A 16725-nucleotide genomic window follows, 5' to 3' on the forward strand; every position below is an offset into this window, starting at 1 on the left:
GAACGAGCGCGATGCTACCGTGGCGGCTCCTTTTTCACACGGCTTCCGCCCATGAGCGCTCATACCCGCATCACTCGCAAGACCGTCACCGCGATCCGTTCGACCAAAGGCATCGGCAGCCTCGTGTCGCTGACCGCGTATTCCGCGCCGATGGCGAAACTCGTCGACGACGTGGCCGACGTGATCATCGTCGGCGACTCCGTCGGCATGGTGCTGTACGGGATGCCCGATACGCTGCGCGTCACGCTCGACATGATGATTGCACACGGCGCGGCCGTCGTGCGCGGCGCGGCGCAGGCGTGCGTCGTCGTCGACCTGCCGTTCTCCACGTTCCAGGAATCGCCCGCGCAAGCCTATCGCTCCGCCGCGCGGCTCCTCGCCGAAACCGGCGCACAGGCCGTGAAGCTCGAAGGCGGCGGCGAGATGACCGACACGATCCGCTTCCTGACCGATCGCGGCATTCCGGTGATGGCGCATGTCGGCCTCATGCCGCAGCAGGCCAACGCGACGGGCGGCTTCCGCGCGCAAGGCATGGACCCGCGTTCGGCCGCGCAGGTGTTCGACGCCGCGTGCGCGGCCGAGCGTGCCGGCGCATTCGGCGTCGTCATCGAAGGCACCGCCGAAGCGCTCGCGCGCCACCTGACCGAGACGCTGACGATCCCGACGATCGGCATCGGCGCATCGCCCGCCTGCGACGGGCAGGTACTCGTGACCGAGGACATGATCGGCGCATTCGACGCGTACACGCCGCGCTTCGTGAAGCGTTACGCGGATGCGAACGCGCTGATGCGCGACGCGATCCGCCAGTACGCGCACGACGTGCGGCAGCGCGTGTTTCCCGAGCCCGCGCATTGCTTCGGATACGGCAAGCCGCTGCAACTGGCGAACGCGGCCCCGACTGCGTGATACGGGACGAACGACGCGGTTACCTCACGTTACGTGCGCTTGCGCATCGCATGCGCGACCCGCGCGTTCGCTTCGAATTTCGCGCGATGCGTCGAGAAAAACGTCCGCACGTTGCGGACGTTCGACGCGCCGGTGAACAGCCGCCGCGCGAATTCGTCGTATTCCGCGACATCGGCCAGATCGGCGATTACGACGAAATCGGGCCCCGGCGACACGCGATAGCACTGCGTGACGGCCGGCTCCGCGCACACGTACGCTTCGAACGCGTCGTAATCCTCGGCCGTCTGCCGGTCGAGGCTGATCTCGATCAACGCGGTGACGGCCATGCCGATCGCGACCGGGTCGAGCATCGCGACCTGCCGACGGATCACGCCGGCCTCCGTCAGCCGCCGCACGCGGCGCATGCAGGTGGGCGGCGACGACAGCGCGCGCTCGGCGAGTTGAAGGTTCGATACCGACGCGTCGTCCTGCAGGATCGCGAGGATGCGCAGGTCGAGATCGTCGAGGGTGATGCCGGCCATCGGCCACTCCTTCCGGTCAGTGATTGAAATTTAATTTCAACATGATAGACGATCCACCATCCATTTCATTAATTTCTATTTTTTGAAATTAAATTCCATTTGACTGCTTCTACCATCGCTCTCACTCATCCAGACGGGACATTTACGGAGCGCGATATGTGTGGAATTGTCGGGGCGGTTGCCCAGCGGGACATCCTGCCGAACCTGGTCGACGGCCTGAAGCGGCTCGAATACCGCGGCTATGATTCGTGCGGCGTCGTGGTCTACCGCGACCGCACGCTGGCGCGCGCCCGCAGCGTCGATCGTGTCGCGAACCTGCAGCGCGAGATCGCCACGCAGGGGCTGTCCGGTTACACGGGCATCGCGCATACGCGCTGGGCCACGCATGGCGCGCCCGTCACGCTCAATGCGCATCCGCACTTCTCGCCAAGCGACGCCAATGCGCGCATCGCGCTGTCGCACAACGGGATCATCGAAAACTGCGATCAGTTGCGTGCGGAACTGCAGGCGCACGGCTACGTGTTCGCGAGCCAGACCGACAGCGAGGCGATCGCGCACCTGATCGATCACCTGTACGAAGGCGACCTGTTCGACGCGGTCCGGCGTGCGGTCGCGCGACTGCGCGGCAGCTATGCGATCGCGGTGATGTGCCGCGACGAGCCACACCGGATCGTCGGTGCGCGCGACGGGATGCCGCTCGTGGTCGGGGTCGGCGAAGGCGAGAATTTTCTGGCGTCCGATGCGATGGCGCTGTCCGGCATCACCGATCGCATTGCGTACCTGGAAAACGGCGACGTCGCCGACGTTCAACTGCATCGCTACTGGATCGTCGACGCGGCCGGCCAGCGCGTCGAGCGCGCGGTGCAACGCGTCGCCGCGCATAGCGGCGCGGCCGATCTCGGATCGTATCGCTACTACATGCAGAAGGAGATCTTCGAGCAGCCGCAGGCCGTGGCCGATACGCTGCTCGACGTTTCGTCGATCATGCCCGAGCTGTTCGGCGACGGCGCATGGCGCGTGTTCAACGACGTCGATTCGGTGCTGCTGCTCGCGTGCGGCGGCAGCTATCACGCGGCGCTGACCGCGAAGTACTGGATCGAGAGCATCGCGAAGCTGCCGACGAGTGTGGAAATCGCAAGCGAGTTTCGTTATCGCGACGGTGTGCCGAATCCGCGCACGTTGGTGGTTGCGGTGTCGCAAAGCGGTGAAACCGCTGACGTGCTCGGCGCGGTGCATGTCGCGAAGCGCAGCGGAATGATGCACACGCTCGCGATCTGCAACGTCGCGACGAGTGCGCTGATGCGCGAATGCGCGCTGCAATTCGTGACGCGTGCGGGGATCGAGATCGGCGTGGCGTCGACGAAGGCGTTTACGACGCAGCTCGTTGCGTTGTTTCTGCTGACGCTGTCACTGGCGCAGGTGCGCGGGCGGCTGGGCGACGACGAAGAAAAGGAGCATCTGCGTGCGCTGCGGCATCTGCCCGATGCGATGTCGAAGGTGCTCGCGCTGGAACCGCAGATCATGGCGTGGTCGGAGTTGCTCGCGCGACGCGACAACATGCTGTTTCTCGGGCGCGGGATGCATTATCCGATCGCGCTCGAAGGGGCGCTGAAGATGAAGGAGATTTCGTATATTCATGCGGAGGCTTATCCGGCGGGGGAGCTCAAGCATGGGCCGCTGGCGCTCGTCAGCAACGAAATGCCGGTGATCGCGGTCGCGCCGAACGACATGTTGCTCGAGAAGCTCAGGTCGAACATGCATGAAGTCAGTGCGCGGAATGGCAGGCTTTTCGTGTTCGCGGATGTGGACTGCGGGATCGTGCCGAGCGAAGGGATCGAGGTGATTCGACTCAACGAGTATTACGGACCGTTGTCGCCGATCTTGCATACGGTGCCGATGCAACTGCTCGCGTATCACGCGGCGCTGGCGCGGGGGACGGATATCGATAAGCCGAGGAATTTGGCTAAGTCGGTGACGGTGGAGTGAAGCCCACTCACCCGAAAATCCACGTTGGTGACAGTTAGTACCCGACAGAAAATCGCCAAATGGGTATTTCAGGTCAAGCCTCGATAGGCACAAAGACTTAATGCAGTGTGAAATTTACTGCCCTGTCATTTCTGACAGCTCATTCTTCTCGACAGGGCGAAAGAGGCTGTTCTTTTATTGCACGACATTAATTTTAAATCAGGAAACGTCGACGTAACACAAACGAAAAAATTGCGAAATGTTAAATCGGCAAATTTTTCCGACCTATTGAGAGGCTACCTTGACATTCTTTTTTAAATCCGGCATGTCACTGTGGCAAAATCCCTTCCGGAATCTCACCACTTCTATTGGTTTTTCATTTTTGGTGAGCTGAGGAGATATTCGAAATGGGTAGGTTGTCCAATTCGTTGGTGCTCGATGCGGGTATCGAGCAGACGAACCGAACGCTCATCCTGGACACGCCCCTCGGGGCGAAAGCGCTGTTACCGCAGCGCGCTATCGGCGAATCGCGCATGGGCCGGGATTTCGAGCTCACAGTCGACGTCGTTTCGCGGGAGCAGGCGCTCCAGTTGAAGAAGCTGATGGCACAACCTGTCACGTTATGGGTGCGTCAAGCCGACGAATCGTATCTACCTTGGCACGGCTACGTCCATGCGACGCGGCGTCTCGGAGCGGATGGGGGACTGGTTTACTACCAACTTTCGTTTTCGTCGTGGATGCGCTTTCTGCAGTACCGCAAGGACGCGCGTATCTTCCAGGACCGAACGACTGCCGACATTCTGACCGAGGTGTTCAACGGCCATCCGCAGGCACGCGGTCACTTCCGACTCGATGTGAAAGACGCAGGCGCGGTTCGCTCGTACTGCACTCAGTACGAAACCGACCACAACTTCGTCCATCGGTTGATGGAATCGGAGGGATGGTTCACGTATCTCGAGCATGCGGAGGACGGTAAGTCGCATACGGTCGTCGTGACCGACGACCTTTTCAATTGCAAGGCGCTCGCTACCCAGCGAATACCGCTCTACCGTGGCGACCAAGACGGTCAGGCCGGCACCCTCGTCGAATGGAGTGCCGAGCGCACGACGCAAAGCGTTGGATATGCGTTCAGTACGGCGGATTACAAACGTCCAACGCGCACTTTGCTGCGGGCGGACCGCTCGCCCGCCGACCAGGGCGATATCCCGCAGCAACTGGAAGTCTACGAATACGCAGGCCACTATAGCTTTCCGGTTACCGGCGAGTCCTACGACCGTGGTGAGCGCGCTATGCGAATTCGGCTCGAAGAGATGGCGTCCCGCAGCAAACGGTTTTTCGGGGTGGGCAGTGTGCCGTGCATGGACGCCGGTCGATGGTTTGCGCTCGAAGACCATCCCGAGCACGAAGCAGACAAGCCCGAGGACCGCGAGTTCGCAATTCTCGGCGTGCGTTGGGCTATCCAGAACAATCTGCCATTGGGCAACAGCCGCCCCTTTCCGGGTAGCCTGCAGCGCCGCCTGTCGCGTCTGCGTGCCGAATACAAAGACCGGCAGGCCGCATTCGTGACCAAAGACCCGTTAGGCAACGAAAGCTTCGTGCTGGCCGAAATCGAGGTGCAGCGCCGTTCGGTGCCATTCCGCAGCCCGTTCGAGCACAAAAAGCCGGTCATGCATATGCAGACGGCCACTATCGTGGGGCCTGCTGGTGAGGAGGTGTACACGGACGAGCTCAACCGGGTGAAGGCTCAGATGCACTGGGACCGTCTGGGCTCCAATAACGAGACGTCATCGTGCTGGATGCGGGTGATACTGCCGCACGCTGGTAAAGGGTTCGGCGGTGTGTTTGTTCCGCGCATTGGGCAGGAAGTGGCCGTCAATTACCTCGATGGGGATTGCGACCGCCCGGTCGTCAGCGGAGTGCTCTTTCACTCCGTCAACACACCACATTGGCATTCGAACGGCCTGCTGTCCGGTTTCAAGTCGCAGGAGTACAGCGGTCCGGGCTTCAATCAACTCGTCTTCGACGACTCGACGTCGCAGAACCGGGCGCAGCTTTTCAGTTCGACGGCGAATTCGTATCTGCACATCGGCTATCTCATTGACCACAGCGGCAATACGCGCGGCAACTACCTTGGCACGGGCTTCGAACTGAAGACCGAGGCGTCGGGCGCACTGCGGGCCGGCCGCGGGCTCTACGTGTCGACCTATGCTCGCGGCGGCACGTCGAGTCAGCCGCTGGATGTGAAGGAAGCTACACAGCACCTTATCGATTCGAGTGGCGTGATTCAGCATCGCTCGCTCGCGGCATCTGACGGTAAGGCCGAGACGCTGGACGACGCACAGGACGCCATCAAAGACTTTGCTGCGGCAACGCAAAGCGATGCGCAAGGCTCTATGGCGGGCGGCCGGACAGCGGGCGGCGGCACCGGAAGCGCCAATGCATTTTCGCAACCGGTCATGTTGCTTGCGAGCCCGGCTGACATGGGCCTGTCGACGCAGAAGTCGCTCCATGCAGCAGCCACCCAGCATGTCAATCTAGTGAGTGGCGAGAGTACCTACGTTTCGGCGGCCAAGTCGTGGATTGCCAGCATTGGTGAGAAACTGAGCTTCTTCGTGCAGAACGCCGGCATCAAGCTGTTTGCCGGCAAAGGCAAGGTCGAAGTGCAGGCGCAGTCGGACAACATCGAACTGACAGCAGACAAGACTGTGAAGGTCGTGTCCACTTCCGATTCGGTGAACGTTACGGCCCAGAAGGAAATCACCCTCACCGCCGGCGGCGCAACGATTCGCCTCGCCGAAGGAAAAATCTTCATCCATGCGCCGGGACTGGTCGAGGTCAAGGGTAGTCCGCTCGTCTTCGATGGCCCGGCGGGCGAAAACGCGTCGGCGCAGCTTGCGCCTTCAAAGTCGTGCGCACAACAGTTCGCAGCCGCAGCGCAGGCCGGCTCGGCACTCGTGTAGGGCGGTCGGCATGGTTCACTACGTTATCGTTGAAGCCGTCAACGGGCACCTTGAGTTACCTGCTGGCGTGCCTCCGGTCTATGAAGTCGGTGAGTTGATTCCCGCGGCCCGTCCCGAACTCGAAGGCGTGGCTCCCGTGCTGTACTGTGCCGAGCATCCCGAGTTGCAATTGCCAGCGTTGAGAGAACGCGCCCAATCGGACCTGGAGAATGGCTTGCCGCCGGTCGTTTGCGCCATTGTCGAATGCGGCAAGGCGACAGGCCGGCTGCAGCAGCATCTGGCAGACCGATTGATACTGCAGGCGCCGACTTCGGGCGATGCGGTCTTCCGCTACTACGACCCGCGCGTATTTCCGCACTTGGGCCGCATCTTGAAGGCTGAGCAGATGGGTGCTCTTCTGGGGCCGGTTGCATCGTGGACGTACCTCGACCCCATGAGCGGCTGGACGGTGGTCAACGGTGCCGCCGAACTGGACGCCGCCTTCGCTGTTACGGCGGACCAGCACGCACGAATCGCGCGCACCGAGCTGGTTCAGCGCGCGCTTGACCTGCTCCGGCGCAATGGTACAGCGCCGCGTCCCGATATGCCGGCACTGCTCGATGCGCAGCTTGCAAAAGGCGAAGCTCATGGACTCGCTGGCGGTGACCTGCTTGCTTTTGCACTTCACGGCACACTCGTTTCCCCCTACTTCGACCGTCACCCGCGTGTTCGGGCCGTTCTGCAGGCGCCGCGGAAAAGCCCGTATGCTGAAGCGGTAGCGAACTGGAGCGCGACAGACTGGGAAGCGATTGCGCGCGAGAGCATCCAATATCAATAAGCCCGAGTGGCGGCACGAGAGAGATACAGAATGGCACTCGACACGAACTTTGCGAGTATTTCCCAACTCACGCAGTCTGCGATGCAGACAAGCTCGCGCGCGCCGAATTCATGCAACATGTGCAAGAAGAAGGGGTTGCCGATTCTCCCTGTCCGCTACGGGGTCGTGGCCAACTCGAAGGCTCACAGCTCTGCTGGCGCGATGTCGCTCATGGGCGGCAAGTTTGGCGACGGCGTCGTCGGCATTGCGCTCAAGAAGGCAAAGTACACGCTGCGCACTCTGCGCTACGGCTACGTGTATATCTTCTACCCGAAAACACAGCGGTGGCAGATATATGCCGTTACGGCGGAAGGATACTTGTACGACTATCCGGTCGGCATCAAGCTCGACCGTAGTTTCGAGAAGCCGTTCAGCTGTCATCAACCCGGGCATGCGCAACTAGCCCAATGCATCACCATTGAAGACGCCGAACATGCCGGAACCGTGTATCTGGCGTTTAGCGATGAGCTTTGGACACAGAAAGTCCGCGACACCTACGCGAAGAACTTCATGGGCTGTCGTGACAAGCGGATGCAGAAGTTCGATGCGACCGCCTGGTATAACGGCAACACGAATCAGCCGCATGCGGATAGCCTGGACCATCTCGAGGGGCTTCTGAGCGAATACAAGGGCGGCCGTCCCGATGCGCTCGTCACCGGTTGCTTTCCGTACCACGACCGTGCCGGGCAGCAGCCGGCCCTGAAAAAGGCGATGGACTCTATCCTGCCGAACAAGGGGTTGTTCTTCGCGCTGTGGGATCCGGTCGGTATCACGCAGGAGCTCAACTTCGAGCAGCGTGTCGCATTCGGCGCTGCGCTTGCACCGTATGAACATGGCATCTGGGCAGCCAGCGCAATCGATGCGCTGCAGAAGGCGGTCGAGGTATCGGCGAAAGAGGACGTCGAACGTGGAGCGTACATGCTGGAAGCCAATACCTATGAGGGAATGGGCCCCGGAGCTCTATTCGATGGCGGCAAGGCGCTAGAGAAGCAACTTAAAAGCATCGAGGCGATGAAGGAGGCTGGACTTGCAACCGCCGGACCGGAGGCATGGAAGCCCTACACGACCCACTATCGTCAGCAGGCTATCGTCGACTTTCGGCAAACGATGGCGAAAGCAATGAAGTCGGAGCAGACGAGCACACTTGTGCCGCTATCGCAAGACCATCAGGTATGGCTTTCCAGTCCCGCGCTCCTCAATGTGTTCGAGTTCGACTACGAGCCGGGAAGCTGGCGTGGCGGGCTGAACTATACCAACACATTTACGCGGTGCATCGAAGGTTCGGCTGATCGCAAAGAGGCCATTGACGTGCTCGTTAAGTGGGCGACAGGGAGCGTATCCGATACCCGCAACCCGCTGCTGCGTGCGTTCGTCTTAAATAGCCCAGTGCTGGCCGAGAAGGTCAAGGAGGCATCCAGTTACCCGTACATGGAACTGAGGGAGTTTGTGGCGAAGCTCATCGAGTCTTACAGCAAGATAGAGCAGGTGGAGGATTCGAAGGACAAGGGCATTAAGATTGCCGTCGCGAAGTCCTTGGCGCGACTGCTGCACGAGACCGGTGGACCGGTCGTTCAAGCGGTCAGTACGGGCGTGGAAACTGCGGCAGCGAAGACTCTGTACGTCACGCTGTGCATGCGGACGAAACAGTTGTTCGAGTTTAAGGCTGTATACGGCTCGGCAAGCCAGTGGGTGAATTACATTGCCCGTCAGATGCAGGAAATGATGCCAGGTCGCCAGAAAATCAGCGTGCAGGACCTGAAACAGCAACTTCAGGACAAGGCCACCGTAGGCAGAGGTGCCGACCCGGAAATCAAGGCGAAGCAGTTCGTGCCAGTCGAAAGCCCAGCGGCAGAGGCCGCGGCCCTGGCAAACGTCAAGGCCAGACCCGGCTTCGAGAAGTTGGCCGGCGCGACGCTTACGCCCGACGTGGTCGAGACGATTTACATGCCGAAGTTCCGGCTTATGACGAAGGGGGAACCCGGGTTTGCTGGCATCGGAGCGATATTCAGTGCCATCAATCTTCGTTTCGCTCGTGAGGAGTTGAAGAAAGCGAATCGGTTCAATCAGACGGAAGCTGGCATCAAGTTCGACAATGCGGTCGGTGGACTCGTAGCGGGCGTCGCACAATATGGTTCATCCGCGCTTGAGCAGATGGAGAAGGCGGGCGTCAAACTCTCCGAGAATTTGGCCAAGGTTGGGCGATTCCTAGCCATCGTTGGCAGATTCGGTGGGGCTATTGTCGGGTTAGTATCGGCGGCTATCGATGCATATCATGCCTACGACGAACTCGAGCACGGAAATATTCTTATGTTTGCGCTCTACACTACGTCGGCACTTATTGGAGGAGCCTTGGTCGTTGCAGCGTTCGTGGGAAGTGTTCTGACGTTGCCATTGCTCCTTCTCGCTGCTCTTATCGGTGTTTTGATTAACTATTTCAAAAGTCGCGAAGTTGACGATTGGCTAGAGCAATGCTATTTCGGCATCAAGGCGACTAGCGAAAGATTTGAGCGCCTTGAAGAAGACCGGAAGGCGTTCACAGCAATTTTTTCTTGAATGGACTCAGTATGGCTTTCGACGGACACTCCCGGTACAAGCTCAATCGACCGGTAACGGATACGGAGTCATCGGCGCGACTACATGTCAACGAACGATGCACCGATAGTGCAAAGAGCGTGGGGACGGCCTTCAAAGCAACCGATTCCTACCTTGAGGTATGTGACGGCCTGCACCGTGAAAAGGGCTGGGGACTACTGGCGTTTTCTACCGCTGGTGTCCTCTTCCTCTGCCTGATCGCGATGTTTATGTGGATAGCAACACACATGCCAATCGCCGTCCGTGAAAAAGGACAGGAGGGCGTTGTTTACGCGCTTCTGGCCATCTTCACATTAGTTGGCGTTGGCGGCCTCGCAGTAACGGTGCGAGCGCTTTTCGTCGATTGCTTCAATTACACTCGCAAGCCGATACGTTTTAACCGCTTGAACCGCACGATATACGCCTTTCGCCACAACGGGCCGGGTGGCGTCTTGTCGGTTCCTTGGGATAATGCATTTCTGTACATTGAACGCAAGCCCAAAGCTGGTCTCGCTGGAACGGCGCCGCGTGTGGTTCGTTGCCTCGTGCTTGACGACAAAGGGTTGGTTGTCGGCACGTTCTCCATCGGAAAATACGTAGAACTAGCATTTGACGAGGACAGTCCGGCTGGACAGCTGGCGATGGAAGAACTTTACCAAGACTTTGAATACTATCGGCGTTTCATGGAAGATGGACCATCTGCGGTACCTCCGGTAGCTGAATTCCTGACCACAGAAGTCTCGCTCCGAAATTCTCTCAAATTGCAGTTTGATGGAGCGTCGGGCCTTCTGAGGTCGGGAAATCCGGTTATGTCTTTGGTGACGGCCATTGCTGCGCTACCGACATTTATCCTTGCGGTTGCCTACTACATCGCACAACGGACCTGTCGGGAACCAGTATGGCCCGAGGACGTTGAGCGGGCGTGTAATGCTGCGATGCCGTCCAAGAGGCTTCCTGTATGAGCAGACGGTTCATTCGTCAGGGCGATAAGACTGACCGCAACGGTGTCGTTGTCGACGGTATCGCGGGGACCTCGCTGCAAGGCCAACCTTTCGCTTATCTGGGCGCAGCTGTTCAGTGTCCAGCCTGCGGCACGATGGGCATCATCGTAAGCGACGGTTCACCACGTGAGATGAAGATGATGGGTAAGCAGGTTGCATTGGAAGGCGACTTGTGCCAATGCAAATGTGAGCCACTGCCGAAGCTGGTGGCGTCGCAGACTTTGGGCTCCATAAAGACGTGATGGCTCACTTAGGAACCCCACCTCTGTTTCGCTTATAACTGTTGTCCAACAGGCTGGTGTGGATCAACTGTCTGCACCGAAGTACCGACGGCATGTCGCCGTCGCGGCGTGCGAGCCGGGTATTTCGGTGGCCAAGCTCGCACATGCGCAGCCTGTGGCGGAACCCGCACGCATCGGATTGCGGCTCGAGCTATGGCAAACGGCGCATTGCGCGTTGGTGCGTTCGGCGTAACAAGAACCATGAGCGGTCCGTGACCAGAATTAATGTCCGTCAGCAAGCCAATACAGCGACGATCCACCCACATCGTCTACCGCACCGCCCCCGCCCTCACGAAATGATGCTCCACCCGCGCCCGGAGCACCCCCTCCAGCGCGGCAAGCCGCTCACGCAGCCGCACCGCTTGCCCTTCCGTCATTTCGCCCAGCACGATCTTTTGTTCGAGAACATCGCCACAGCGGGTGATGGCCCAACGATCGATCGTAGCCGTTTCACCTTCGAGCACGGCCTCTGCAGTCGAAACGATGCCCGGAAGCCGTCTCGAAACGAGATGAACCGTATGCGTCAACGTGAAACCGGGAAGGAAGTGCGACCAGTCTTCACAGACTGGCGGGCGGGAAGCGGAGGAAACTTGGCTCATGGTTGCTCCGGATGAATGGTGATCGAACCGGTGCCAGCCATGCTGCTCCCGCTTCGTTGCCGTCAATCGGCCGCATCGCCTCGAGGGCGTCCACCTTGCCCGGGAGGGCAGGTTGGCGTCGGATAAACCCGACTCTGGATGCTTGAATTCTCACGTTCGTCATGCCGAACGTGGGTTCATTATATCGAAAAATCGACGCCGGACAAGGGGCGGTGAAAAGCGACACGTCGGCATGACAGGCGCACTCGTCCGCCCCGTTACCAAGGTAACCCACGGACCCGCGTGTCTTGCATGAGGGGTCGAAATCCCTTCATGGCCAACTAAAACCAGACACTGAACCGCGTCCCCGTCGTCAGCACATCGACCGTGAGATTCCAGTGATGGGCGTCGGCAATCTCCCTGCAGATTGCCAGCCCGAGGCCGGCACCGTCATACCGCGAGTCCGGTGCCCGCCAGTATCGATCGAAGAGCAGCGGAAGATGCTCCCGCCGAATACCCGGCCCTTCATCTTCGATATGAATCGCCGAATCGAGAACGGTCAGCACGACGACACCGCTCGACGGCGAAGCGTTGATCGCGTTCTCGAGGATGTTCTTGAGCAGGATGAAAAGCGCCCCGCTATCCGCCCGTATAGGCGCCGCGGAGTCGCGCGCTTCGATATGCAGCTTCACCTGCTTCGCATCGGCCTTGCCAGCCAGCAAGCTCACGACGTCGCGCGTGACCTCGGCGCCGTTCACGTCGTCGAAGCTGAAGTTCCGCGCTTCGCTGACTTCGGCCAGATGCAGCAGTTGCTTGACCTGCCGTGCCATCAAGTCGATCTCGCGAAGCAACAGCGCCTTCTGGCTGATGTCGGGCTGCAGCTCGATCTGCCCTCTGACCAGCGTGAGCGGCGTCTGCAACTCGTGCGCGGCGTCGGCGAGAAATTGCTGCTGAACCGCGAAGCCGTTCTCGAGCCGGGTCAGCGCATCGTTGAACGCGTCTATCAGCGGCTTGATCTCGCTGGGAATCCCGGCCGACGACAGCCGCGTCTTCAAGTTGCGTGGCTCGATTTCCCGCGCGGCACGCGATACCTCCCGCAACGGCTTCAGCACATGGCCGATCGTCAACGGCAGCGTCAGTCCGAAAATAACGGTCGCAATGACCAGCACATAAGCAATGGTCTTCGGTATCGGATCGATCCGCGTCCTGACGAGCGCATCGACGAGTTGCCTGCTGTGCGCCACCTGCACGTAATAGACGACGCTACCGTTCAACGCGCGTTGAGTCGCGACCACGTACGCCTTACTGTCGATCGTCGCGGGCAGTACCTTGCCTGCCACCGTCGCGAGGTCCTCCGTCAGCCAGGGTCGGTCGTCGCTCGAAGGCACCGACGCCAGCAACACCTTCCCCGTCGCATCGAGCACGCGGTACTTCACGTCGGCCGGCAAGAGCCGGAACATCACCGCCGGATGCTCGCCCAATCGCACGGATGCGGGGCGCCCGGCCGCGTCGAAACGCATCCCGGCCACGATATGACGGATGCTCTCCATCTGCTGGCGCCGTCCCAAGAACTCGGGATATCGATCCAGAAAATAGATGGAAAGTGCAGACAGCAGCGCCAGGCTGATGGCGAACGCGACGACGTTGGTCACCCATAGACGGGTCGACAGGCGTAGAACCCAATGACGGAACATGGCGGTTCTCTTACGAGGACGTGACAACCGGCGGAACGCGGCGAAGCATCGTCACGCGTCGCGCAGCGCGAAGCCGGCGCCGCGGATATTGGCGAGTCGCATCGTTGCGCCGATCACCGTCAGTTTCTTGCGCAAGCGGTGCACCGTCACCTCGAGCGCGTTCGGCGTGACCGCCTCCGCGAGCCCCCATGCGGCATGCTCGAGGTTCGAATGCCGGACGGTCCGGCCCGCGGCTTCCATCAGGCAGAGCATGACCTGCAGTTCGGCCGGCGCCAGCAGTGTCGTCCGGTCGCCACAGCGCATCGTGCGCTGCGAGGGGTCGACGGTCACATCCGCGAACGACGCGACGAGCGTCGTGAGCAGCGCCGGGCGCCGCATCAGCGTGCGGACGCGGGCGACGAGCTCGCTCATTTCGAACGGCTTGGTCACATAGTCGTCGGCGCCGCTTTCGAGTCCGTCGATGCGGTCATGCAACGCGTCGCGCGCCGTCAGCATCAGGCAAGGCATCATGCGCCCCGCCGCACGCAGCGTGCGCAAGAACGCCAGGCCGTCTCCGTCGGGCAATCCTCGATCGACGATCAGCAGCGCGTAATCGGCCCGGTCGATACCGTAAGCGGCTTCCCGAGCATTGCCGAACCGATCGGATTCGATCCCCGCCGCGGCCAGGGCCTGAGCCAGCAGGCCGGCCAGGCGCTCGTGATCCTCGACAATCGCCACTCTTGGCATACTCGCGCTCACTTGAACCGATACATGTAGCCGATTCTGGCCTCGGGAACGAACCGTCTTCCGACGAGCGGACTGTCGGTGATGCCGTCGCCGAGACGCGACACACCCACGTCCACGAAAACCGTCTGCTGCTTCGTCAGCCGGTAGTCGATACGGGTGCCGGCCGACACGTTCACGGCCGAACCCGCGCTGTATGCGGCGCGCCACGCACGTGCCTCGGATGGTCGCACGCCGTAATAGTAGTCGACGTATTTGTCGCTCAACCATTCCACGCCGACATGTGGCGCGATCGAGAACGCGCCGAGCGCGAACGCCTTTTCGAAACCGATCTTCGCGCGTTCGCCCTTGTTTCCGCCGAGCAGGAAACTGCCCGACAACGTGCCGAAACGCATGCTCCATGACAGTGCAGGGCCGTACCACAACGCGCCCTTGCGATTGTCCATGCCGTTCAGGATCGGTGCGTCCGAGCCCTTGTATCCGTCGAACAGCGAGAACTGGCCACGCAGCGCGACATTGACGCCGCTCCAGCTGCCGATTTTCAGATCGACCGTGGTGCCGATGGCCTGCACCCATTTGTTGTCGAAGTAGACCAGCGGAAAAGGCAAGACGCGGGTGCCGTCGCCCCTGTAGACCGACGGTTCGACGCCGACGCCGGCGCCCAATCCCCAATGCGTGACGTTCGTCGCGTGGTCGAGGATGGTCAGCCCCGAATGATCGGGATCGGGCGGGCTCATGGCGTCGTCCGCCCATGCGGAAGCGGATGACAGTGCGAATGAAGCGGCAATCAGCCATAACGGACGGGCGCGGCAGGCGGCAATTTTCACAATCGTTTTCCTGGAGTCGGCGGTCGAAACGGGGGCTACTGTAGGACCAGTCGACTTACCGCTCACTTACCGAAAAAATCGTCTCGGGCGGATCTTGTGAGGAATTCGGATGGGGGGAAATATCGATGCAAGGCGAGAGGCTCGATGCGCGCGAGCCTGCATGCCGGCGCCGCCGCACTCGGCCGGCCCGGAAAGAAACAAATTTCCCAATTCCGCATATGGATAAAACGTTATTCCCCATCGAGCCGAATCCTCAGCCAACTTTGGATCCTTTTTCCCTTCTGTCCCCCGTATCATTTCCGTCACTACGCAATGAGCAAGAGACGGACATGAGCGACCCCACCCCGCTGCACTACCTCGACTACGCAGCCACGACCCCCGCCGACCCTGCCGTGATCGACGCGATGACGGCCTGCCTCGGCTTCGACGGCATCTTCGGCAACCCCGCATCCAGCTCGCACGCCGCCGGCCGGCAAGCGAAGGACAAAGTCGAGCACGCCCGTGCGCAGGTCGCCGCGCTGATCGGCGCGGACGCCGACGAGATCGTCTGGACGTCGGGCGCCACCGAATCGAACAACCTCGCGCTGAAGGGCTATGCGGAAAACGCGACCGGCAAGCGCCACCTGATCACGAGCCGCCTCGAGCACAAGGCCGTGCTCGACACGATGGCGAACCTGTCGAAGCGCGGCATGCAAGTCACTTTCCTGACGCCCGACGCTCACGGCGAAATCACCACCGACGCGGTGGCGGCCGCGCTCGGCCCCGACACCGGCCTCGTGTCGCTGATGCTCGTGAACAACGAGATCGGCACGCTGACCGACATCGGCGCGATCGCCCGCATCGTGCACGCCGCCGGCGCGCTGCTCCACGTCGACGCCGCGCAGGCGCTCGGCAAGACGCCGATCGACGTGCGCGCGCTCGGCATCGACATGATGTCGATGTCCGCCCACAAGGTGTACGGCCCCAAGGGCATCGGCGCGCTGTTCGTCCGCCGCGAGATCGCGAGCCGGATCGCGCCGCAGATTCACGGCGGCGGCCACGAGCGCGGGCTGCGTTCGGGCACACTCGCGACGCATCAGATCGTCGGCATGGGCGTCGCATGCGAACTCGCCGCCGAAAAACTCGACGGCGAAGCCGCGCGGATCGCTGCGCTCGGCGCGCGGCTCACCGACGCGCTGTTCGCGCTCGGCGACGTCACGCAGAACGCGGCCGCCGCCCGCCGCATCCCGCACACGCTGAGCCTGACGGTCAATGCGCCGGGCTTCTTCCCGTTCATGCTCGGCGAAGCGCTCGCCGTGTCGTCCACCTCCGCATGCAATTCGACCAGCGGCGCACCGTCCCACGTGCTGACCGCGATCGGCCTCGATGCGGAAACGGCCGGGCGTACCGTGCGCATCAGTTTCGGGCGCTTCACGACGGAGCAGGACGTCGACTTCGCGATCGGCTGTTTCGCGCGGGCGATCGAGCAATGCCGGGCGGCCGCGGCGACCGGCTTCGCCGCGTCGCGGCAGATCACGCCGGCCGACCTGAAGGCGATCCGCAATGCGGGCTTTCGTGCGGTGATCTGCAACCGACCGGATGGCGAAGGCGTGGATCAGCCGTCGTTCGACGAGATCGCCGCGGCCGCGCGCGAACTGGGGATGGACGCGCGCTACCTGCCGGTCGAGCGCGACCGCATCGGCGACGCGGAAGTCGACGCGTTCGGCGCACTGGTCGACACGCTGCCGAAGCCGGTGCTCGCGTATTGCCGCAGCGGCAGCCGCTCCGGCATGCTGTGGAATCGGCTGTCCGCTCGACGTGCGGCGTGAGCCTCCCCCACCCTTACGCCTGACCGCCTGCGGT

The 16725-nt window shown here is 61.3% G+C and carries 13 protein-coding genes and 1 riboswitch; of the genes, 8 read left to right on the forward strand and 5 right to left on the reverse strand.

The features are described 5' to 3' along the window. The first annotated feature begins 51 nt into the window (after window positions 1-51). Window positions 52-906 (forward strand): 3-methyl-2-oxobutanoate hydroxymethyltransferase, encoded by an 855-nt coding sequence (panB, locus tag WT53_RS24800; RefSeq protein ID WP_034205560.1) that lies wholly within the window; start codon window positions 52-54, stop codon window positions 904-906. A 29-nt stretch (window positions 907-935) separates the two neighbouring features. Here panB and WT53_RS24805 read toward each other — a convergent pair whose 3' ends face one another. After that, complete coding sequence (locus tag WT53_RS24805; RefSeq protein WP_034205561.1) at window positions 936-1427, reverse strand: Lrp/AsnC family transcriptional regulator; 492 nt, start codon at window positions 1425-1427, stop codon at window positions 936-938. Between the two features lie 156 nt (window positions 1428-1583). On the opposite strand from WT53_RS24805, the gene glmS reads away from it, so the two are divergent. From glmS to WT53_RS32940, 6 genes are all read left to right on the forward strand, one after another. Continuing rightward, entirely contained in the window at window positions 1584-3413 is a 1830-nt protein-coding gene (gene glmS, locus WT53_RS24810) for a glutamine--fructose-6-phosphate transaminase (isomerizing) (protein WP_034205562.1), read from the forward strand. 386 nt (window positions 3414-3799) lie between these two features. Beyond that, complete coding sequence (locus WT53_RS24815) at window positions 3800-6352, forward strand: type VI secretion system Vgr family protein (RefSeq protein WP_034205563.1); 2553 nt, start codon at window positions 3800-3802, stop codon at window positions 6350-6352. 10 nt (window positions 6353-6362) lie between these two features. Then, window positions 6363-7169, forward strand: a complete 807-nt coding sequence (locus WT53_RS32930) for a DUF4123 domain-containing protein (protein WP_082727522.1) — start codon at window positions 6363-6365, stop codon at window positions 7167-7169. Window positions 7170-7199: 30 nt separating this feature from the next. Further along, window positions 7200-9761: a T6SS effector BTH_I2691 family protein gene (locus WT53_RS24825; protein ID WP_060261936.1), complete on the forward strand. Its 2562-nt coding sequence runs from the start codon at window positions 7200-7202 to the stop codon at window positions 9759-9761. A gap of 11 nt (window positions 9762-9772) precedes the next feature. Beyond that, on the forward strand, window positions 9773-10741 hold the full coding sequence (locus WT53_RS32935; RefSeq protein ID WP_080747681.1) for a DUF6708 domain-containing protein: 969 nt from the start codon (window positions 9773-9775) through the stop codon (window positions 10739-10741). Beyond that, window positions 10738-11022 carry a PAAR domain-containing protein gene (locus tag WT53_RS32940; protein WP_080747682.1) on the forward strand — a complete coding sequence of 95 codons (285 nt, stop codon included), beginning with the start codon at window positions 10738-10740 and terminating at the stop codon, window positions 11020-11022. The genes WT53_RS32935 and WT53_RS32940 overlap by 4 nt, the downstream gene beginning before the upstream one ends. 308 nt (window positions 11023-11330) lie before the next feature. On the opposite strand, the gene WT53_RS33655 is transcribed toward WT53_RS32940, so the two are convergent. The 4 genes from WT53_RS33655 to WT53_RS24845 form a co-directional block, all read right to left on the reverse strand. Continuing rightward, entirely contained in the window at window positions 11331-11660 is a 330-nt protein-coding gene (locus WT53_RS33655; RefSeq protein ID WP_155294392.1) for a hypothetical protein, read from the reverse strand. Between the two features lie 42 nt (window positions 11661-11702). Then, window positions 11703-11807, reverse strand: a riboswitch (SAM-I-IV-variant riboswitch). 173 nt (window positions 11808-11980) lie between these two features. Next, a complete protein-coding gene (locus WT53_RS24835) occupies window positions 11981-13333 on the reverse strand; it encodes an ATP-binding protein (RefSeq protein WP_034205566.1) in 1353 nt (450 codons plus the stop codon). A 51-nt stretch (window positions 13334-13384) separates the two neighbouring features. After that, a complete protein-coding gene (locus WT53_RS24840; RefSeq protein WP_060261943.1) occupies window positions 13385-14059 on the reverse strand; it encodes a response regulator transcription factor in 675 nt (224 codons plus the stop codon). 8 nt (window positions 14060-14067) lie between these two features. Then, window positions 14068-14883 (reverse strand): MipA/OmpV family protein, encoded by an 816-nt coding sequence (locus tag WT53_RS24845; RefSeq protein ID WP_060261947.1) that lies wholly within the window; start codon window positions 14881-14883, stop codon window positions 14068-14070. A gap of 329 nt (window positions 14884-15212) precedes the next feature. Between WT53_RS24845 and WT53_RS24850 the strand changes: the two genes are divergently transcribed. Beyond that, window positions 15213-16691: an aminotransferase class V-fold PLP-dependent enzyme gene (locus WT53_RS24850; RefSeq protein WP_034205569.1), complete on the forward strand. Its 1479-nt coding sequence runs from the start codon at window positions 15213-15215 to the stop codon at window positions 16689-16691. The last annotated feature ends 34 nt before the right edge of the window (window positions 16692-16725 follow it).

Origin of the sequence: Burkholderia sp. MSMB2157WGS, assembly GCF_001532755.1 — a bacterium.
Classification (GTDB): Bacteria; Pseudomonadota; Gammaproteobacteria; order Burkholderiales; family Burkholderiaceae; genus Burkholderia.